The organism is Acinetobacter amyesii (genome assembly GCF_002018365.1).
GTDB lineage: Bacteria > Pseudomonadota > Gammaproteobacteria > Pseudomonadales > Moraxellaceae > Acinetobacter > Acinetobacter amyesii.
Genome location: NZ_MVKX01000003.1, coordinates 135,309 through 154,453, shown reverse-complemented (window position 1 = coordinate 154,453; position 19,145 = coordinate 135,309). Strand labels below are relative to the sequence as shown.

The 19,145-nt window shown below is 42.3% G+C and carries 17 protein-coding genes; 2 read left to right on the top strand and 15 right to left on the bottom strand.

What is annotated here, in order from left to right; genetic code table 11:
- Positions 1-126: 126 nt before the first annotated feature.
- On the bottom strand, positions 127-939 hold the full coding sequence (gene lgt / locus B1202_RS06030; RefSeq protein ID WP_078189677.1) for a prolipoprotein diacylglyceryl transferase: 813 nt from the start codon (positions 937-939) through the stop codon (positions 127-129).
- Between the two features lie 93 nt (positions 940-1,032).
- Between lgt and B1202_RS06025 the strand changes: the two genes are divergently transcribed.
- Complete coding sequence (locus B1202_RS06025; RefSeq protein WP_078189676.1) at positions 1,033-1,812, top strand: NRDE family protein; 780 nt, start codon at positions 1,033-1,035, stop codon at positions 1,810-1,812.
- A 40-nt stretch (positions 1,813-1,852) separates the two neighbouring features.
- On the opposite strand, the gene B1202_RS06020 is transcribed toward B1202_RS06025, so the two are convergent.
- The 4 genes from B1202_RS06020 to tatA all read right to left on the bottom strand — a co-directional run bounded on the left by B1202_RS06020 (position 1,853) and on the right by tatA (position 5,767).
- Positions 1,853-4,069 carry a PhoX family protein gene (locus B1202_RS06020; protein ID WP_078189839.1) on the bottom strand — a complete coding sequence of 739 codons (2,217 nt, stop codon included), beginning with the start codon at positions 4,067-4,069 and terminating at the stop codon, positions 1,853-1,855.
- 220 nt (positions 4,070-4,289) lie between these two features.
- The gene (gene tatC / locus B1202_RS06015; RefSeq protein WP_078189675.1) at positions 4,290-5,060 is read right to left on the bottom strand and encodes a twin-arginine translocase subunit TatC; all 771 of its coding nucleotides are present in this window, start codon (positions 5,058-5,060) and stop codon (positions 4,290-4,292) included.
- On the bottom strand, positions 5,057-5,533 hold the full coding sequence (gene tatB / locus B1202_RS06010) for a Sec-independent protein translocase protein TatB (protein ID WP_078189674.1): 477 nt from the start codon (positions 5,531-5,533) through the stop codon (positions 5,057-5,059). The genes tatC and tatB overlap by 4 nt, the downstream gene beginning before the upstream one ends.
- A gap of 12 nt (positions 5,534-5,545) precedes the next feature.
- A complete protein-coding gene (tatA, locus tag B1202_RS06005; RefSeq protein ID WP_078189673.1) occupies positions 5,546-5,767 on the bottom strand; it encodes a Sec-independent protein translocase subunit TatA in 222 nt (73 codons plus the stop codon).
- 141 nt (positions 5,768-5,908) lie between these two features.
- Between tatA and B1202_RS06000 the strand changes: the two genes are divergently transcribed.
- Positions 5,909-6,790 carry a permease gene (locus B1202_RS06000; protein ID WP_143221585.1) on the top strand — a complete coding sequence of 294 codons (882 nt, stop codon included), beginning with the start codon at positions 5,909-5,911 and terminating at the stop codon, positions 6,788-6,790.
- 35 nt (positions 6,791-6,825) lie between these two features.
- On the opposite strand, the gene B1202_RS05995 is transcribed toward B1202_RS06000, so the two are convergent.
- The 10 genes from B1202_RS05995 to B1202_RS05950 form a co-directional block, all read right to left on the bottom strand.
- Entirely contained in the window at positions 6,826-7,119 is a 294-nt protein-coding gene (locus B1202_RS05995; protein ID WP_078189671.1) for a hypothetical protein, read from the bottom strand.
- 65 nt (positions 7,120-7,184) lie between these two features.
- Entirely contained in the window at positions 7,185-7,808 is a 624-nt protein-coding gene (rdgB, locus tag B1202_RS05990; RefSeq protein WP_078189670.1) for an RdgB/HAM1 family non-canonical purine NTP pyrophosphatase, read from the bottom strand.
- Positions 7,809-7,911: 103 nt separating this feature from the next.
- Entirely contained in the window at positions 7,912-8,502 is a 591-nt protein-coding gene (locus B1202_RS05985; RefSeq protein WP_078189669.1) for a tetratricopeptide repeat protein, read from the bottom strand.
- Positions 8,499-9,092, bottom strand: coding sequence for a methionine biosynthesis protein MetW (gene metW, locus B1202_RS05980; protein ID WP_067763682.1), 594 nt, complete (start codon positions 9,090-9,092; stop codon positions 8,499-8,501). Before metW ends, B1202_RS05985 begins: the two co-directional genes overlap by 4 nt.
- Positions 9,092-10,252, bottom strand: a complete 1,161-nt coding sequence (metX, locus tag B1202_RS05975) for a homoserine O-succinyltransferase MetX (protein WP_078189668.1) — start codon at positions 10,250-10,252, stop codon at positions 9,092-9,094. The genes metW and metX overlap by 1 nt, the downstream gene beginning before the upstream one ends.
- A gap of 104 nt (positions 10,253-10,356) precedes the next feature.
- A complete protein-coding gene (leuA, locus tag B1202_RS05970; protein ID WP_078189667.1) occupies positions 10,357-12,054 on the bottom strand; it encodes a 2-isopropylmalate synthase in 1,698 nt (565 codons plus the stop codon).
- Between the two features lie 263 nt (positions 12,055-12,317).
- Positions 12,318-13,424, bottom strand: a complete 1,107-nt coding sequence (locus B1202_RS05965; protein WP_078189666.1) for an alpha-hydroxy acid oxidase — start codon at positions 13,422-13,424, stop codon at positions 12,318-12,320.
- A 33-nt stretch (positions 13,425-13,457) separates the two neighbouring features.
- Positions 13,458-14,141 carry a Fe2+-dependent dioxygenase gene (locus B1202_RS05960; RefSeq protein ID WP_078189665.1) on the bottom strand — a complete coding sequence of 228 codons (684 nt, stop codon included), beginning with the start codon at positions 14,139-14,141 and terminating at the stop codon, positions 13,458-13,460.
- A gap of 110 nt (positions 14,142-14,251) precedes the next feature.
- Entirely contained in the window at positions 14,252-16,498 is a 2,247-nt protein-coding gene (locus tag B1202_RS05955; RefSeq protein WP_078189838.1) for a TonB-dependent receptor, read from the bottom strand.
- A 297-nt stretch (positions 16,499-16,795) separates the two neighbouring features.
- Positions 16,796-19,117, bottom strand: coding sequence for a TonB-dependent receptor domain-containing protein (locus B1202_RS05950; RefSeq protein WP_078189664.1), 2,322 nt, complete (start codon positions 19,115-19,117; stop codon positions 16,796-16,798).
- Between the last annotated feature and the right edge of the window lie 28 nt (positions 19,118-19,145).

Below are 19,145 nucleotides of genomic sequence, written 5' to 3'. Positions count from 1 at the left end.
ACTTTAGCACAGATCAGTTGTCTAGTTCAGTCACTTCATGTGCAGTAAATGCGTATGAAGGAATAAATTTCAGCGCATAAAAAAGCGAGGCTTAAACCTCGCTTGCTTAAAGACATTTAGAAAAAATTAATGATTTTTTTGTGGACCCCAGTCATAGATTTTTTTCTGGTAGGCATACCACATCATCCATAGGCCAATCAGAATCATCGGAACTGTCAGGAACTGACCTTTACTCATCCATCCAATGAACAGTTGACCATTGTCCGGCTCACGGAAGAATTCAACAGTGAAGCGTGCGATACCATATCCGATGAGAAACAATGCTGAAACGGCATAACGTGGACGAGGTTTTGAACTAAACCACCACAGCACAATAAACAGAATCAAACCTTCACAGAGGGCTTGATAAAGCTGCGACGGATGGCGCACCAACTGAAGTGGATCGGTTGGGAAGATCATACCGAAAGCAAAATTAGGGTCAGTCACTGCACGGCCATACAGTTCGCCACCAATAAAGTTACCAATACGACCAAACATCAAGCCTGTCGGAACGCAGGGTGCAATAAAGTCGAGGGTTTGAAACCAGGTCATTTTATATTTTTTGCACCACAGTAACATGGCAATCATGACACCAAGGAAACCTCCATGGAAGCTCATGCCGCCTGTCCAAACTTGGAACAGCCACAGTGGGTTGGCAAGGAACTGATCGAAACCATAAAAGAAGACATAGCCAAAGCGTCCACCAATCACGACACCCAATGCACCGTAGAAAATCAGGTCAGAGACCATTTCTGCGTTCCAGCCGTCACGTTGTTTTGCACGGTAGGTTGCCAAGCCCCATGCAAATAAAAAGGCCAATAAATACATCAGACCATACCAGTGAACTTGTAGTGGCCCCAGTGATATCGCCACAGGGTCGATATTTGGATATGTCAGCATTGCTGTTCCTTGTCATTATGTTTTGCACAGATTTTAGCTGAATGTGCTGAAAAATGTTGTACATTCAATGTGTAAAGATATTGAGAGTTGAATATGTGCATTGTGGCTTTTGCTTGGCAGGTCTTGGATGACATGCCACTCTGCCTGATTTCGAATCGTGATGAGTTTTATCATCGACCGACGGCAGGCCTAAAACAATGGGTGGATAGTCCAATTATTGCAGGGCAGGACTTACAGTCTGGTGGAACATGGATGGGGATTACCGCTCAAGGGCGTTGGGCGATTGTGACCAATTTTCGTGATGGTCGTGATCAGACCACATATCCCACTTCACGTGGCGCTTTGATTCAGCAATTTTTAGAATCTGAGCAAACGCCCATTCGTTTTGCGCAAGTACTTGAACAAATCCAATGTAATTATGCCGGCTTTAATTTATTCGTTGGCGACGCTACTCAAGCCGTTTATATGAGTAATCGCGGCGAAGCACCACAAGTCTTAGCCAAAGGGGTGTATGTCACATCCAATGGTTTAATGTCTGAACATTGGGAAAAGACCCGACATTTACGCAAACGTTTCACGCAAGAATTTTTACCGATGCTACAAAGCCAGCAACCACAGGCGGACATAGAAGCTGCTGCGTGGGATATTTTGGAAGATGAACGTAAAATCATTCCAGCATTGTTACCCAATACTGGGATTCAGACAGAAATGGAACATTTGCTGTCTTCAACCTTTATTCAAAGTCCGGTGTATGGCACACGTTGTTCAAATTTATTGTGTATGCGGGATTCGCAGTGGCATTGGCAGGAAAAACAGCAGCAGGGTGAGCAACAAGGACAGATCACCCAGATTGAATTGCATTTAAAGCCATAAAAAAAGCCGACTCATCGTCGGCTTATTTTTGAGAGGTGTTTTATGCGGTTTTTTGTGTTGGCTGAGCTTGTTCTACCGCTTCGCCAGCAATCACACCACCATCTTTACGGGTGATGACAACGGTCGCTGAGCGAGGGCGAGAAGTCGCTGCTGCATTGGTTTGTGATGCAGGCCAGTGGCTAGTCGGCTCAGCATAGGATGCTGAATCTTCACCGGGATGTTGCACATTGATAAAAATCGCTTTGTAGTCAGGTGTCATCGTCACACCTGTGATTTCACATTCTTTAGGTCCAGTCAGGAAGCGACGTAAGTTTTCATCATTCAGTTTTGCACCCACAATGGTTTCTTGACCCGATGAAGTCGTGGCTTTTGTACCGTCACCGACTTGACCCGGAAGCGCAGCAAGCATCATACAGTTGGTGGTATCGGTATAAGCACCGTCATCGGTTTGAATCCATAACACACCACGTGGGTCGAACCACATCCCATCGGGTGAAGACAAGTCGTTGTTGTCATTTAAACCGGATAAATTAATGTTGCTCGCCATTTTTGCTTCAGCACCAAACAGGTAAATATCCCAAGTAAAGCTGAGCGCTGTGGTTGTATCACCGTCTTCACGGAAACGGATAATATGACCGTTGACGTTGCCTTTACCACCTTCAGGGTCGGTGTAGTTACGTGGGTTGGCTGCATCAAGTGCATGCGTCGTACCACGGTTCGAGTTATTGGTGAGGGTCACATAGACTTCACCATTGTCTGGATGCACAGCGACCCATTCAGGACGGTCCATTTTGGTAGCACCGACAGCATCTGCGGCAAGACGTGCGAAGGTCAGAACATCTGCTTGTGAACTAAACGGATACACGCTGTTGCTTTGGTTTAAACCATTGACGTTATAGCTCAATTCAATCCATTGACCTTTGCCGTCATTGTTAAATTTGGCAACGTATAACTTACCGTTGTTCATGTATTTGTCACCTGCAGCATAGCCACCGTTGACATCTTTTTTATTCCATTTTTGGTCGGATACAAATTTATAGATGTATTCGCCGCGTGAGTCATCACCCATGTAAAATGCGAGGTTGTCATCTTCACGTAAGCGACTTGCACGGCAGTCTTCATGTGCAAAGCGACCCAGTGCTGTACGTTTTACGGGGTTTTCACGACGGTCAAATGGATCGATTTCGACAATCCAACCAAAGGTGTTTGGACCATTACGATAATCTTCTGCTGCCTGAGTACCGGTAACATTCGCTGACCAACGGTCATATAAATCTTGTGACTCATTACTTCCAATCGCCGTTTCCCAACCATAGCGTGAGTTTGCACCCGCTTTTAGGCCATAACGGTTGAGTGCCACAATTTCAGCAGGACTACGTTTGGCATCATCTTCTTTTGCACGAGCGAAGTAACCGATGAAGTTTTCTTCTGTCGTCAGGTACGTGCCCCAAGGGGTATAGCCATTACCGCAGTTGTTGTGTGTACCACGGGTTTGTTGGCTATTGGCTGAAAACTTCGTGCTGACTAAGCTTGAGCCTGCAACAGGGCCTTTAAAGTCCATTACGGTCGATGCTGTGATACGACGGTTAAATGGAGAGTTTTGTACCAGTTTGACGGCTTGAGTCTTGCTGTCTTTTTCAATTTGAATGATAGAAACACCGTGTGCATTGACTTCACGGATGACTTCATCTTCAGGGCGACGGCCTTCTACTTTGGTTGGGCCTTGTGGGTGCAAGAAGGTTGGATTGATGTATTCATGGTTCATCACCAACAAACCTTGGTCTGACTGCTTGGCATCATAACGTCCAGAGGTGGTATTTAAACCAAAGAAGCTCATACCGTCATGGCAGTCACCAGAGCGGAATTGGAAGCTCGGGCCAGAAGGAACATTGTTATCATCCCACGCTGGGTATGCAGGGTTAATCGAGTCACCCATCGCATATAGTACATGCGCTTGATAGCCTTCAGGAACAGTCACAATATCGTCTAAATTCTTTTTCACTGGTGTGAAATTGAACTTGGTCGGTTTTTGATTTGGATCGGTAACTGGTGGTTTGGTATTGCTATTTGAATCTGAGTCATTGTCATCATTACACCCCGTTAATGAAGATGCCAATGCAAGTGCGACTGCACCACTCGCAGTCTTGGTAATCAAGCTACGACGGCTGATGCGCTGTTCTAAAATGTCACGAAAATGAAGGTTATCCGAAGTGTTGTTATCAAGTTCTTGATCTTCGTTATATGGCATGTTTGTCATGAATTTAAATCCTGGCAAAGGTGTGCTGGGTAAAAGTTGATCACATAAAACTATCGATAAAATATGACAATGCTTTGAAGCTAATGTTGCAAACTGATGAAATAGGCGTTTAGATTTCGCTGCATGAAAATTGCAAAACATTAAATGGACGCATAAAAAAAGAGGCTATCTCAGCCTCTTAGGTGTAAAACTCACCAAAATTGTCGAAACATCAGTCTATTTAAGTTGTAGATGCACGTCGTTTTTCAATCAGCTTGCCAAAGAATAAACCCAGCTCGAACAGCATCCACATAGGAATGGCCAACATGACCATCGAAAGTGCATCGGGTGGAGTGGCAAACATGGCGACAAAAAAACAGCCAACGATAATAAAACGACGCTTCTCCACCAAGGTTTGAGTAGACACCACCCCGATCAAAATCAAAATTAACGTGATGATTGGAATTTCAAAGGTCAGTCCAAACACCAAAAAAAGCTTTAAGCAGAAACTTAAATAACTATTGATGTCCGTCATTGGGGCGACCGTTTCAGGGGAAACACTCATAAAAAAATGCAGGATGGATGGCAGGGCAACCCAATAGGCAAAGGCAATTCCGGCATAGAAGAGGACGATACTGCCGAATAATAAGGGCATCGCCAAATGCCGCTCTTTTTCATACAGTGCAGGTTTGATGAAGGCCCAAAGTTGATAAATCACGAAGGGCATCGCGAGCATAAGCGCGACAAAGAAATTCAACTTGAACGGCGCCATAAAAGTGGCGGTCACATCCGTTGCGATCATGGATGAGGTCATCGGCAACTGCGCACGCAGTGGCTCTGACATCAGTTGATAGCTTTGATTGGCAAAGGGCAATAAACAAAAGAACAGAATCAAAATAAGTCCTGTAATTTTGATCAAATGCCGACGCAAAATCACCAAATGTTTGGTGATCGGCATTTCTTCCAAATCAGGCACAGTGTTCTGTGAATTATTTAATGAAAGATCTGTCATACGGCCACCTGATATTCTGCTAATGCATCGGTCGAACTTAATGTAGGAGCTTGGTCTGTTTTAATCTCGTGCTTTTTTTTCATTTGGGGTGTAGCCACGGCAAAGATCGTGCTCTGACCACGTTCGATGTACTGATAACGTGGGGATAAATTTTTATTGTCAGGTAGGACGGCTTCTTGTTGTTTTTGCGCGGTCTGTTCTATGGGGTGTTGCGTTTGTTGCAATTCATTCATCTGCGCCTGCATACGAGCTTCGAGCTGTTGAATACGTTGCATTTCTTTTTGCATTTCTTCACGAAGTTCGGACATGCGAAGCTCACGATCAATATCTGTTTGAACGTTACTGATCAGTCGTTTAACTTTCCCGTACCATTTACCTGCAAAGCGGATACCTTCAGGCAGTTTTTCTGGGCCGAGTACGATCAGCGCAATAATGCTGAACACCAGTAATTCGCTAATACCAATATTAAGCATTATGATAACTCCTTAGCTTTGAACTGAGGAATTGGTTTTATTTTGAGCTTCATGCTCTAGTGTGCGAGGCTCATTAAGCTGTGTGTTTGCTGCGTCTTCATCACGCATCGATTTTTTGAAATCTTTGACCGCGCCGCCGACATCTTTGCCCAAGTTTTTTAGTTTTGATGTACCAAAGAGTAAAATCACCACAATTGCAAAAATCAGTACATGCCAAATCGATAGTCCAGCCATCTTGTTATCCTCTTGTTGGTCTGCACAACATTTCAGCAGTTGTAGATGACAGTGAAGTGACCAAGATGTTGCAGTTTAAAGACAGCCGCGAAGCTTATGTTCAGTGTTACTATGCATGGATTGAGCTGTGAGGGTGGTGTAGTGGCGTTTCTTCTTCCGATATTGGGTTTTTTAAGTGGCCTCGGATTGGCATCATTATCAGGAACCGCATCGCTCAAATCGATTTTCTCTAGCTTACTTGCACGCTGTTTTATTCCAGCGGTGATCATCTACAACATGGTGTTCTATCAAACAGGCAGTTTAGCGCTCATGCTGTTTAGCTTTAGTGTTGCCGTGCTGATGTTTTATTTATTTCGCTGGCTGTTAAAAGATAGTTTACGCGCCTTGTGTGTCAGTTATTTGAACTTGGCTTGGCTGGGTTTTCCTTTTGCCTTAGCTCTGTTTGGCCCTGAAATTAGTGCAGCGATGGTGGCTCTGTATGTCGGTGGCTCTATCTTTGGCAATATGTGGGCCGTGACAGCCGTCAGTTCAGCCCAACTCCCATGGTCGAGCGTGATTCAAAAAGTAGCGATGTCACCGCCTGTATTTGCCTTGATGATTGCAGGTGTCTGTCGAATAGTTGGACTGCAGCATTTAGAAGAACATCAGATCTTAGATTGGCTCTATCAGGCTGCAAAAGTTGGAATGAGTTTTACAGGGATGTGTGTCTTAGGCATGTGGCTGCGCCAAACTAAGGTACAGTGGCGTGATTTGATTAATAGTAGTCGTATTTATGCGATGAAACTCACCGTCGGTGCGGTGATCTGTAGTTTGAGTTATGCCTTTCTACCGATTCCTCAGATCGAGAAATATATTGGGGTGATGTTCATGCTGTTCTGCTTACCCCCTGCAGCCAATATTGTGGCTTTAGAAACGCATTATCAAGGAACAGGCACTTCGGCGCGTTATATTGCTTCAGGCACGATTATGAGCTGCATCGTCGTCAGTTTTTATGGGTTAATTTTGCATCTTTTTTCGCTTTAAAATGAAAAGTTAATTATAAATGCCCAAAACAGTGATTACTTCAGCTGTTTGCGAATCTGCCAATCACGCACGAGGGCATATATCATCGCGATACCTATCAGGCCTGGAAATCCAATCTGACCTTGTGACAGATTAAGCATGATCGACAGTATGATCAACACTGCAAAAATAGCGTAAGTGGCACGAAAGCCCGAGGTAAGCGGGTAGGTCAGTTGCGCATGGCAATGAGGGCAGCTTATTTTTTGAAAACCAAGAAAAGAGCGTGTCGGGATTTCAGTTGAAGTGTGATGGCATGCGTTGCATATGATCTGTATCGGTTGAAGTGCCATAATTATTCTATTTTTATTCAGGGATTGGAGTTAATCTTTGGCATTAAGATTAACTCCAATTTAACTTATTTCAAACTTGCTTTAAATAATTTCATCGCTTGACCACGATGGCTGATTTTATTTTTTTCTTCTTTTGATAATTCAGCACTAGAAACGTTCAGTTCTGGTAGCCAAAACAGTGGGTCATAGCCAAAGCCATTTTCACCACGTGCTGCTTCCATCACTTCACCCCTCCAAACCCCTTGGAAAATTTGTGGGAGTGGGTCTTCTGCATGTTGGACCAAAGCCAAGACACATACAAACATCCCTTCAATGGCATCACCCTCTTTACGGAGCGGTTTGAGGTCAGCAAGCAACTTGGTATTGTTAGCGGCATCATTGCCATGTTCACCTGCATAGCGCGCAGAGTAAATCCCCGGTGCGCCACCAAGCACAGGTACGCAAATGCCAGAATCATCTGCAATGGCTGGCTTGCCTGAAATTTTCGACGCATGACGCGCTTTGATAATGGCATTTTCAACAAAGCTTAGGCCGTCTTCGATGGCATCTTCTATGTTCAATTGACCTTGAGGAATCACTTCAACAGGAAGATTAAGCTCGGCAAACATTTTTTCAAATTCTGCAATTTTGCCTTTGTTATTACTTGCAAGCACCAAAGTACCTTGAGATAACCAATCAGTTGAAGCCATGTGAATATTCACCATAAAACAAGATTTGAGGCTATTTTAACAAGATGCTGTGGCTGACAGGCAATAAAAAAGCACCCGAAGGTGCTTTTTAAGATTCAAAAACTTATTGTGCTTGAATCCATTTGTCTGCACGGTCACGTGCTTGACGAATTTGGTCTTGGCTTAAGTTGGCTGCCAATGCCGTTTTCTTACCTTCAGACAAGCTAATCACTTTGTTGTCGAGCATGCCATCACGGGTAGAAAGCTCATACCATTGGTATGCACCCATGTAGTTTTTCTTTTGCTCTTCCATCATGGCTAAGTTAAAGCTTGCGCGGTTATCACCACGGCTGGCTGCTTTTTCGAAATATTGACGAGCAAGCGCTTCATCTTTTTTAGTCCCAATGCCATCAGCGAGCATACGCCCCACATTGAGCTGAGCCGCAGATAAACCTTGATCGGCAGCAGCTTTGTACCATGCAAAAGCTTGACGTTCATCTTTGGCAACGTCTTTACCTTGTTGATATTTAGTGCCTAAGTAAAACTGAGCACCGGGCTGACCTGCTTTAGCAGCTTTACTTAAGCTGTGAATATCCATAATTGAATATTGTGCAGCTTGGCTAGAAACTGAAGATGATGGAGCAACATAATCCGCATGGGCTTGTATGCTAAAAAGTCCAATCAGTAGCGTCGTGCTTAATAATAATTTTTTCATAGAGCGCTCACTCGATAAATTGCGACTTCACCAAATAGATTTGGGAGACGTTTACTCAGTAAACTGTCTTGTTGATCCCCATTCACGGCAAGTCGGTTAATAATCCGGATGTTATTTTCAGCACACAGCGCTTCAAAATCACGGAAAGTACATAAATGAATATTGGGCGTGTTATACCACATATAGGGTAACGCGTCTGAAACAGGCATCATTCCTTTTAACGCAAGAAAAGAACGAGTCTTCCAATGTGCAAAGTTTGGAAAGGTGATAATGGCCTGTTTCCCCACACGCACCATGTCTCTTAAGAGAACGTCTGGTGCATCTACAGCTTGCAAGGCTTGTGCCATAACCACATAGTCAAAAGACTGGTCGGCAAAGCGACTTAAACCTAAGTTCAAGTCCTGTTGGATGATATTTAACCCGCGACTGACTGCAATTGCAATCTTTTCTTGATCAATTTCTAAGCCATATGCACGAATATTGTGCTTTTTGCTCATATGTGCAAGCAGTTCACCGTCACCACACCCTAAATCGAGGACGCTTGAATCTGGTTTAATCCAACGTTCAGCCAGTTGATGATCAATACGCATTAGTTGGTCTCCTTCGGTGTTTCTTGCAGGTGTTTTACACCGCCTAGGAATGCACGTAAGCTTTTCACATATAACGGAATCGGGAACAAGAAAGAGTCATGACCTTGTTCAGCATCAATATCCACATAGCTCACAGGCTTATGATTGCTAATTAATGCATCTACAATTTCTTGCGAACGAGCAGGGGTAAAACGCCAGTCCGTTGTAAATGAAACAACTAAAAATTGACACTTGGTTTTAGACATCGCGGTTTTTAATGATTGCTCATATTCACGTGATGGATCGAAATAATCTAAAGCCTTAGTCATGATCAAATAGGTATTGGCATCAAAGTTACGGCTGAATTGCTCACCTTGATAACGCAAATAACTTTCGACTTGGAATTCAACGTCAAAGCCATACATAAATTTACCAGACTTTAAGTCACGGCCAAATTTTTGTTTCATGGCTTCTTCAGAGAGGTAAGTGATATGACCGACCATACGGGCCAAGATCAAACCACGCTTAGGATAACTGTCATTTTCTAAATAACGACCATCATGGAAGTCTGGGTCAGACAAAATCGACTGACGCGCCACTTCGTTAAAGGCAATGTTTTGCGCAGACAGTTTTGGTGTGCTGGCAATAATCACGCATTTTTGCAAACGATCTGGATAGTCCACAGACCATTGTAGAGCTTGCATACCGCCTAAAGAGCCGCCAATCACCGCATACCACTGCTGAATCTCTAAACGGTCAGACAACATGGCTTGGGTTTTGACCCAGTCACGGACAGTCACTAATGGGAAATCAGGACCATAAGGGCGATTGTCATTTTCAGGATTTGGAGAGGTCGGTCCAGTAGAACCGCTACAGCCGCCAATATTATTTAGTGCTACGACAAAGAATTTTGACGTATCAATGGCTTTGCCTGGTCCAATACATGCGTCCCACCAACCCGGTTTACGGTCATCTTCATGATGATAACCTGCTGCATGGTGATGGCCTGACAGTGCATGACAAATCAAAATTGCATTGGATTTGTCTGCATTCAGTTCGCCATAAGTTTCAACGATGAGCTCAAAACGTGGGAGTATGCGATCGCATTCGAGCTCTAACGGCTCTTCAAAAATAAACTTTTGTGGGGTAACTAAGCCCACTGAGTCAGCTGGAAAAGACACAGGAATAATTCGCCTTAAATCTTTAGTATGAATAATAAAAGGATACCACTTGAGGGTATCCTTCTAAAGTCATTTTATTGCTATTTGATATTTATAGCATTGAATTAGACTGCAGCAGCAATCACTTGTTCAGTACTCAAAACACCTTGTTCAATTAAACGGTTAGTGCTGGCAATAATCGCTTCGATGGATGCAGTCACGATGTTGTCATGTACACCTGCACCGAATGCAGACTTACCTGTACCTTTCACTTGAAGCTCAATTAAAGCCAATGCTTTGGCATGCGCACCGGAACTGATGCTACGTTCTTCATAGTTCAAGACATCAATCGGCAACTGCAATGCATTTAAGATAGCTGAGATTGGACCGTTGCCTTCTCCGCGCAATTGCTGGATCTCACCGTTCACTTCGACATCAAGCTCAATGACTTGTTTGCCATTTTCATCATGTAAGCGGTAGTTTTTCGCCGCATAATGCGTATCTTTGGCAGATACATACGTGTCTTTAAACAATGACCAGATTGCTTGTGCAGAAATCTCGGTGCCGTCTTCATCTGTTTTTTGCTGTACGATTTGCGAGAACTCAATTTGAATACGACGAGGCAACACCACGTTGTAATTTGATTCTAACAAGTACGCAATACCGCCTTTACCAGACTGTGAGTTGACGCGAATCACGGCATCATAGTCGCGGCCCAAGTCTTTAGGGTCGATTGGCAAATAAGGCATATCCCACATTTCTTCGTTCTTTTGGAACTCGAAACCTTTTTTAATCGCATCTTGGTGTGAACCAGAGAACGCGGTGAAGACCAAATCACCAGCATACGGATGACGAGGGTGTACCGGTAAGCCTGTACATTCTTCAATGGTTGAAATGATTTCGTTAATGTTTGAGAAATCTAAGTTTGGTGCAACACCTTGGGTATACATGTTCAATGCAATGGCTGCAACGTCCACGTTACCTGTACGTTCACCGTTACCAAACACACAACCTTCGACGCGGTCAGCACCGGCCATAATCGCCAACTCTGAAGCGGCAATACCACAGCCACGGTCGTTATGACAGTGTACAGAAATGATCACACCGTCACGGCGCTGAATATTACGGTGCATCCATTCCACTTGGTCTGCATAGACGTTTGGACCAGAAACTTCAACCGTTGCAGGCAAGTTTAAAATCACTTTGTTCTCTGGAGATGCTTCCCAAATTTCAGTGACAGCATCACAGACATCTTTAGCGACTTCTAATTCTGTTGCAGTAAAACACTCTGGACTGTATTGGAATACAAATTCAGTTTCAGGCTGTTTTGCAGCGTATTCTTTGACTTTCGTTGCAGCATTAATCGCTAATTGTTTTGCACCAGCAACGTCAACATTCAACACTTTATTGCGGAAGGTTGGAGAATTTGAGTTGTAGATATGCACGATGGCACGTTTAGCACCTTGTAATGATTCAAATGTACGTTGAATCAAATGATCACGTGCTTGAACCAAAACTTCGATGTACACATCATCAGGAATATGACCGCCTTCGATCAACAAACGCGTGAAATCAAAGTCGATTTGTGATGCAGAAGGGAAGCCGATTTCAATGTGTTTGAAACCAATTTTCACAAGCATTTGGAACATTTTGAACTTTTGTTCAATGTTCATTGGCTCGAAGATCGCTTGGTTACCGTCACGAAGGTCGGTACTCATCCAGATCGGCGCTTTATTGATTTCGTTATTTGGCCATTGACGGTCTGGTAAGTCTACACGTTGGTACATGCGACGGTATTTTTTGCTTGGATCTGCCAACATCATGTGAAAACTCCTTATAGCACCGTGGATAAATGTCGTGGATAAACGGCAAGGTACTACTTATATAGATTGTGTCTATTCTAGCAATTTACAAGTTTAATTTCGGAGTCTTTAGTCGAAAGTCGAAATAAATCCGTAAAGATTCACATGACTTAGCTTTACCGTAAGCTCGTAAATGTATAACTAAATATTAGTCCATATATTCCGGAAATAATTTCCTATTTTTGCGTCAAGATGCCATTTCTGGAAAATATTTTTCTATAAAATTAGCTTTTTTGAAAAATATAATCTTTATTAATCTCATCGACGGTGGCTGTTCCCATCAATGCCATCGTAATCTCAAATTCTTCTTTCAGTATTTTGAGTACATGGGCAACGCCTAAAGCGCCCGCTGTCGCTAAACCATAAATGCAGGGACGTCCAACTAATACGGCAGACGCACCCAAGGCTATCGCTTTAAACACATCTGAACCACGACGAATACCACCATCATATAAAACTGGGAAATCCGTAGGCACAACGTTTTTAATCAGTTCTAAGGCGGTGAGAGGGGAAATGCAACCATCCAGTACGCGCCCTCCATGATTCGACACAATAATGCCTTGTACACCGTGTTGCAGGGCAAGTTCAGCATCATGTGGACTGACAATGCCCTTTAAAATAATCGGTAAAGATGTGTTTTGACTGAGCCAAAGGATATCCGCCCATGTCGGTGCGATTTTCATCAGACCGTTAAATACGGGATGATCGCTATCGTTGAGCTCAGGCAATGGGATATGTGCAGGGGTATGTGGATGCTGCATGCCTTCAGGCAAATGAAAAAACACTCGACGTTCACGGTCACGAATCCCTGTATGCGGGGAATCAATGGTTACTACAATTGCTGTATAAGCATGTTCTTCTGCCATCTTGACCAGCGATAAAGACTTTTCGCGCTCACCTTGCCAATACAATTGGAACCATTTGAATGGATTGTCCTGCTTTAACTCACGCATATCTGTATTGGTAAACGTGCTGAGGATCATATTGCTGCCAAGGACTTCGGCGGCGAGGGCTGTTGCAGCTTCGGCATCAGGATGAAATTGTTGTTGATGACCTATCGGGGCAACAAAGATAGGATGCGGGAAACGTTGCCCTAAGATTTCGATTTGCGTATGACCTTGAGTTAGATCTTTCAGCATACGTGGTAGCAGTTGTATCTGTTCAAACTGAGACAAATTGCCACGGACACTGTGTTCATCCATAGAACCACCTTGAAGGTATTGCCACACCATCTGAGAAAGGTGCAGTTCAGCCTGTTTTTCGTAATCTGCAATGGTTTGTAAATGAGCTGGAATCTGAGTGAGTGGCGCTAAAATGTTGTGATCAGTCATTGTCTATTTGTCCATGTTTAATGGCCTTGAGCTTTAAATTTCGGCCCATTTGCGGATGAGGTTGTGATACAGACTAGTCAACTTGACGACTTCACTATGTGCATCACCCAATTGCATACGCAAATTTTGAATGCTTTGATCGAGATTAAATAACATGTGACGCTCAGCATCTTCACGGATCATGCTTTGCAACCAAAAAAATGACGCAATACGACAGCCTGAAGTCACAGGAGTAACTTCATGCACACTGGTAGATGGATACAAAATCAAATCTCCGGCAGGGAGTTTCACTTCGTGGTAGCCATAGGTGTCTTCTACCACAAGTTCACCACCTTCATATTCTTCGGGTTCACTTAGAAAAATCGTGCAGGACAAATCGGTCCGAATTTTTTGATTGCTGTCGGGCATCCAGCGAATGGCATTGTCGACATGGAAACCAAACGTTTCACCATTTTCATAGCGGTTAAAATAGGGCGGCAAGATATTGAGGGGTAGGGCTGCCGATGTAAAAAGTGCGTGTTGTGACAATTCATGCAGAATAATGTCACCTAAATGCTGTGTTAATGGATGGTCTATATCTAGCTGTTGGTTATTTTTAACATTTTTAGACAGTGAGCCCGTAGTTTTTTGACCATTAATCCATTCTACTTTTTGCATTTCTGTGCGGAAGTAGTTGACCTGTTCTTTACTCAATACATTTGGAATATGGTGAATCACGGTCTGACCTTTTGAAATGTAATGTTTGTGTTTCGATCATATACAAAAATAGCCTCGAAGCGAGGCTATTTGAGTCAATACCATAAATTATTTATGGTATTTATTTTTTCTTAGTATTTGAAGTTTACAGACAGAACTGCGCTGCGGCCTTCTGCTTCAGTTGCATAGTGTGAAGCATACGCTTTAGTGAAATAACGTTCATCAGAAAGATTGTTTACGTTTAATTGTAAATCAACATTTTTGTTTACGTTATAACGTGCCATCGCGTCGTAGCGTACATAACCTGGAACAAATTTAGTATTTGCAGCATCGCCATAGACTTTATCCATAGCAATTGCACCAGCACCTAAAGTTAGCTGTGGTAAAACTTGGTAAGTCGTCCAAAGTGTTGCAGAGTTTTTAGCTACGTTTTGAACTTGATTACCATTATTTGCGCTTGGAGAATATGAACCATCAGTATTTTTGGTAAATCCTGCGTCAACAAGTTCGCTGTCTAAATAAGTGTAACCTAGAGATACAGCCCATTTATCAGTAATGTTACCGTTCGCACCAAGCTCGATACCATCTACACGAGTTTCACCAATGTTTTGAGTATTACCTGAACTGTCAGTTGCTCGAGTATTGGTTTTTTCTGTGCGGAAAACTGCAGCTGTTAAGTTGATTTTCTTATCCAATAGGTCCCATTTTGTACCTAATTCATAAGTCTTAACTTCTTCAGGATCTAAGTTGTTAAGTGTAGCGCTAATTGCTTCCGATCCATCACCTAAGTCAACGCCCACAGGGTTGGTTGATGTAGCATAGCTTGCGTAGATCGCGCCATTTTCAGTTGGTTTATACGTAACACCAGCTTGATAGTTAAAGAAGTCATTATCACCGTCATTTTTCACTTTCACGTTTGTCGCGTGAGTCAGCATTTCGGTTTCAAACTTGTCCCAACGAATACCTAAATCAATTAACCATTTTGGTGTAATTTCAATATTGTCTAAGAAATACACAGAAGTGTTTTCAGATTCAGTCGTTGTTGTCTTTTTATTTGCTGTGGTTGTACCAAGCCAAGGATCTTTGGAATTAGGATTAAACGCAGAAGTACACCAGTACTCACTTGAAACAGCTGTTTGGCCATTACAACCGCCACTTGAACCAACACCGCCACCTGTTTGACCTTTTGAGTTGGCTACAGTGTAATTGCCTTTATCTGACTCAGTTTTACTGTACTCTGCACCCGTGTTGAAACTATGAATTAGAGAACCAGTATTAAATTTACCAAACATAGATAACTGATTGGTAAATGTATCTGTATCCGAAATACGTGAGTTTACACGACGCCATACTTGGTCTGTTGCAAGGTTCTTTTTAGAGTCGTCTGGCTGAGTCCAAAGGTAGTCATTTTTAGAATTTGAATAAACCGCAGTATTACTAATAGTAATATTGTCAGTTAAATCATGTTCTAATTTCAGCGTACCGCTTTGGTTTTCTTGTTTTTGGAAGTCACGATCTAACCAACCGTAGTAAATGCCTTGTTTTGCATTTAATGGCTTGCCAGTAGCTGTTTTATCTGCTGCATTCCAGTATGGTACGCCTGAATCTGGAGTATCGTCAGATTTTAAGTAGTAATAGCTTAAAGTTGCACGAGTAGGGGTGTCTAAACCAAAAGTAATACTTGGTGCAATACCGACACGTGCATATTCAGCACCGTCAGATTGACCCGCTTTTTCATTATGGTGACCCATTACTGCAACACGTGCCGCAATGCCGTTACCAAAGTCTTTGTTACCGTCTAAAGTAATACGTTGGTAATTATCTGTTCCCGCAGCAACTGAACCTTCTAACGAGTCACCTTTTTTAGCGACTTTAGAAACCATGTTAATGCTACCACCAGAAGTACCTGCACCACCCATAGCTGAAGCAGAACCTTTAGTGACTTCAACTTGTTCGATAGCAAACATTTCGCGGTTTTGTGAAGATGAGTTACGCACACCATCTACATACATTGAACTTTCAGAGTTATAACCACGAATAAATGGACGGTCACCATTTGGGTTACCACCTTCACCAGCACCGAGGGTAATACCAGGTACTGTACGTAAAGCATCGCTTAAAGTTGTGACTTGCGTGTCTTCAATCAGTTGCTTAGAAATCACTGATACTGATTTTGGTGTATCAAGAAGGGGAGCAACAAATTTAGCATTCGCAGATTTATCAACTTTTAAGCTTGGTGCTTTTTCAGCAACAACTTCTTGGTTAATCGTTGGAAGTTGAGTAACTTGCTCTTGCGCGATTGCATTAACAGCAATAACAGAAAGAGAAGAAGCAATTGCTGAAGAAACAATTTTCTTACGTGTTTTAATGAAGGCCATTTCGAACCCGATTTGGAATAGTGAATTTGTATGCGAATAATAATGATTCTTATTTGTTCTTACATCTTTATGTAATTGTAAATCACGATAAATAATCATAATGTGATAGTCCTATTTAATGTAATGATATAACAAGTATTCATTAAGGCTATGTTTTTATTAAATATTGATAAAATATATTATTATTTTGTATTTGATTGGGAATATAAATATAGTCATAATTGTGAATGAAATAAGCACACATCGTAATTATTGATGTAAAAAACCTGCAGATGCAGGTTTTTTACTTAATGAAAATTAAAACTTCGTGTTAATACTTAACCAGTAGCTGCGTGATTTGTACTTATTATTGTAGTCATCACGATAGCTAGGGGTGTAATCACCATTGGCATCCGCAGTAAATGTAGTTTTATATGTGGTGAAGTCTTCATCGAATAAGTTGTTTACACGAGCATTTACAGTAAACATATCATTGATTTTATATGAACCGCCTAAATGGAAAACTGTAGAATCTTTGAAATATAAAGCTTCATTTGTGTCTGCATTTACTTGGTCAAAACGGTCTGCACGGTATTCAGAGGTTAAGAATAGATTGAATGAATCTGTTGCTTTCCAATCGAGTGTTGCATTAACCATATGCTTGGCAGTATTGCCAAGAGGTAGGCCTTTTTCAGCACCACTTTTCTGTTCGCTATCTGTATAAGTGTAGTTTGCACGTAAAGAAATTTGATCAAGCAGCTGTAATTTTCCAGCCAGCTCTAGTCCTTGAATAACAACCTCATCAATATTGACAGTACGCGTAGTAGATGAATAGCCAAGATCTTGATATTCACCTGTATTTGCGCAGATTAAACCTGTCGTGCCGCCGCATGCCTGAGAGTCAATTTTATCTTCAAATTTATTATGGAAGACAGTCGCATTAAAGTTATGGCCTGCAGGATGTTGCCAATATGCGGCTAGCTCAGAGCTAATGCTTGTTTCAGGCTCTAAATCAGGGTTACCAAATTGTGGAGAGGTTCCTTGACCGCCAAAACCGACAATGCCGTCATAAAGTTGAGTCGTTTTAGGTGTTTTATAACCTGTACTTACACCGCCTTTAACAGTAAATGCATCGTTAAAGTTATATACGCCGTATAAACGAGGACTGAATTGGTCACCAAAAATTTCATGATTGTCATAACGTAAACCAGTTGTTAGAGCAAAAGGCTGTATGATTTGCCAGGTGTCTTCAGCAAATAATGACCACATATTATGATCTTGGACTTGTGCTGGCGTACCAGACTCCATACCAAAAACACCATCGGTTAATTCACCACGGATAATTTGAGTACCAACAATCACATTATGTTCACCAGCTAGTTCAAATGGCATAGCTAAATTTGCATCTAATGTATATTGGGCACTTTCTAAAGTACGTGATGGACGGGGTAAGAAAGTTTCTTCTGCAATCTTTTTACGTTCCGCTTCTGATAGCCCTGCATAATTGCCTGTGCCATTCAGCATTTCAAGCAGCTGTTTTCGCTCTGAAACTGTAAATGGCAATGTACGACCTTTGTTATTGGTTTCTACGTGTGCCAAAGAAACAAAGCTTTTACCGAAATTCCATTCGCCTTCATGGGTTAAAGACCAAGTGTCACGCGTAAACTTTTGCTCTTTATCATAGCCTGCTCGAGGGTCAGCACGGGTGCAAGGCTTGGCTATTGTACAATTTTGACGCCAAATAGAATCAATACTATCGACAGTACCTAACTGGCCTTCTGAGTTATCATATTCTTGACGTGAGGTATCAATATCAGCCCAGATTGTTTGATTGTCTGAAATATTCCAAGATAATCGGGCACCTAATGACATATTTTCATTATTTACAGTACGTCCACCACCGCCAAAACCTAATGTACGGTCATGCACGACACCGTTTGGATCTGTAGCAGGTGCATAAGTAGGATTAGATTCGTCCCGCTCATATAAGCTGCCACGTACAGTTAATCCTAATTTATCTTTAATCAGTGGTCCCATAAGATTGAAATCAATGGTGCTGTCTGAACCAAAATCATCATTTTCTTCAAAAGTACGGCTATGAGTAACAGACCCTGACCAACTATCTGATACTTTTTTTGTAATGATATTGATGACACCGCCCATTGCATCTGCACCGTAAAGAGTAGAGGCAGGCCCACGAATAACTTCAATACGTTCAATTGAATCTAAAGGTGGGATATGGTTGAACTGGTTGCCACCAAAACTGTTTGGATAAATGTCGCCATGGTTATTTTGGCGCTTACCATCAATGAGAATAAGTGTGTAATCACCACCCATACCACGCATAGAAATAGAGCCTTGCCCTGTTTTATCGTTGGTCTCGCCAATATCTACACCTTCAAGCTCGCGTACGGCATCCAGTAATGTCATGTATGGTTTTTTTTCTAATTCAGCTTTGGATATGACAGAAATACTGGCAGGTGCATCCTTGATTTTTTGTTCGAAGCCGGCAGCGGTGACAACAATGGTCTCCATCTGTTGAGCTTGAGATTCAGCTGTTTCAGCATGTGTGAAACTCGAAGTGGTTACAATTGCCCCAATTAAAGCAGCGGAAAGTGGGTTGAGATTAAAGTTACTCATAAAAGAATTCCAAATATGGACGAGATAA

What these genes read in the sequence shown, in the direction of transcription:
- lgt (WP_078189677.1), bottom strand. Translation starts at nt 939, where the DNA reads ATGCTGACATATCCAAATATCGACCCTGTGGCGATATCACTGGGGCCA.
- B1202_RS06025 (WP_078189676.1), top strand. Translation starts at nt 1,033, where the DNA reads ATGTGCATTGTGGCTTTTGCTTGGCAGGTCTTGGATGACATGCCACTC.
- B1202_RS06020 (WP_078189839.1), bottom strand. Translation starts at nt 4,069, where the DNA reads ATGACAAACATGCCATATAACGAAGATCAAGAACTTGATAACAACACT.
- tatC (WP_078189675.1), bottom strand. Translation starts at nt 5,060, where the DNA reads ATGACAGATCTTTCATTAAATAATTCACAGAACACTGTGCCTGATTTG.
- tatB (WP_078189674.1), bottom strand. Translation starts at nt 5,533, where the DNA reads ATGCTTAATATTGGTATTAGCGAATTACTGGTGTTCAGCATTATTGCG.
- tatA (WP_078189673.1), bottom strand. Translation starts at nt 5,767, where the DNA reads ATGGCTGGACTATCGATTTGGCATGTACTGATTTTTGCAATTGTGGTG.
- B1202_RS05995 (WP_078189671.1), bottom strand. Translation starts at nt 7,119, where the DNA reads ATGGCACTTCAACCGATACAGATCATATGCAACGCATGCCATCACACT.
- rdgB (WP_078189670.1), bottom strand. Translation starts at nt 7,808, where the DNA reads ATGGCTTCAACTGATTGGTTATCTCAAGGTACTTTGGTGCTTGCAAGT.
- B1202_RS05985 (WP_078189669.1), bottom strand. Translation starts at nt 8,502, where the DNA reads ATGAAAAAATTATTATTAAGCACGACGCTACTGATTGGACTTTTTAGC.
- metW (WP_067763682.1), bottom strand. Translation starts at nt 9,092, where the DNA reads ATGCGTATTGATCATCAACTGGCTGAACGTTGGATTAAACCAGATTCA.
- leuA (WP_078189667.1), bottom strand. Translation starts at nt 12,054, where the DNA reads ATGATGTTGGCAGATCCAAGCAAAAAATACCGTCGCATGTACCAACGT.
- B1202_RS05965 (WP_078189666.1), bottom strand. Translation starts at nt 13,424, where the DNA reads ATGACTGATCACAACATTTTAGCGCCACTCACTCAGATTCCAGCTCAT.
- B1202_RS05955 (WP_078189838.1), bottom strand. Translation starts at nt 16,498, where the DNA reads ATGGCCTTCATTAAAACACGTAAGAAAATTGTTTCTTCAGCAATTGCT.
- B1202_RS05950 (WP_078189664.1), bottom strand. Translation starts at nt 19,117, where the DNA reads ATGAGTAACTTTAATCTCAACCCACTTTCCGCTGCTTTAATTGGGGCA.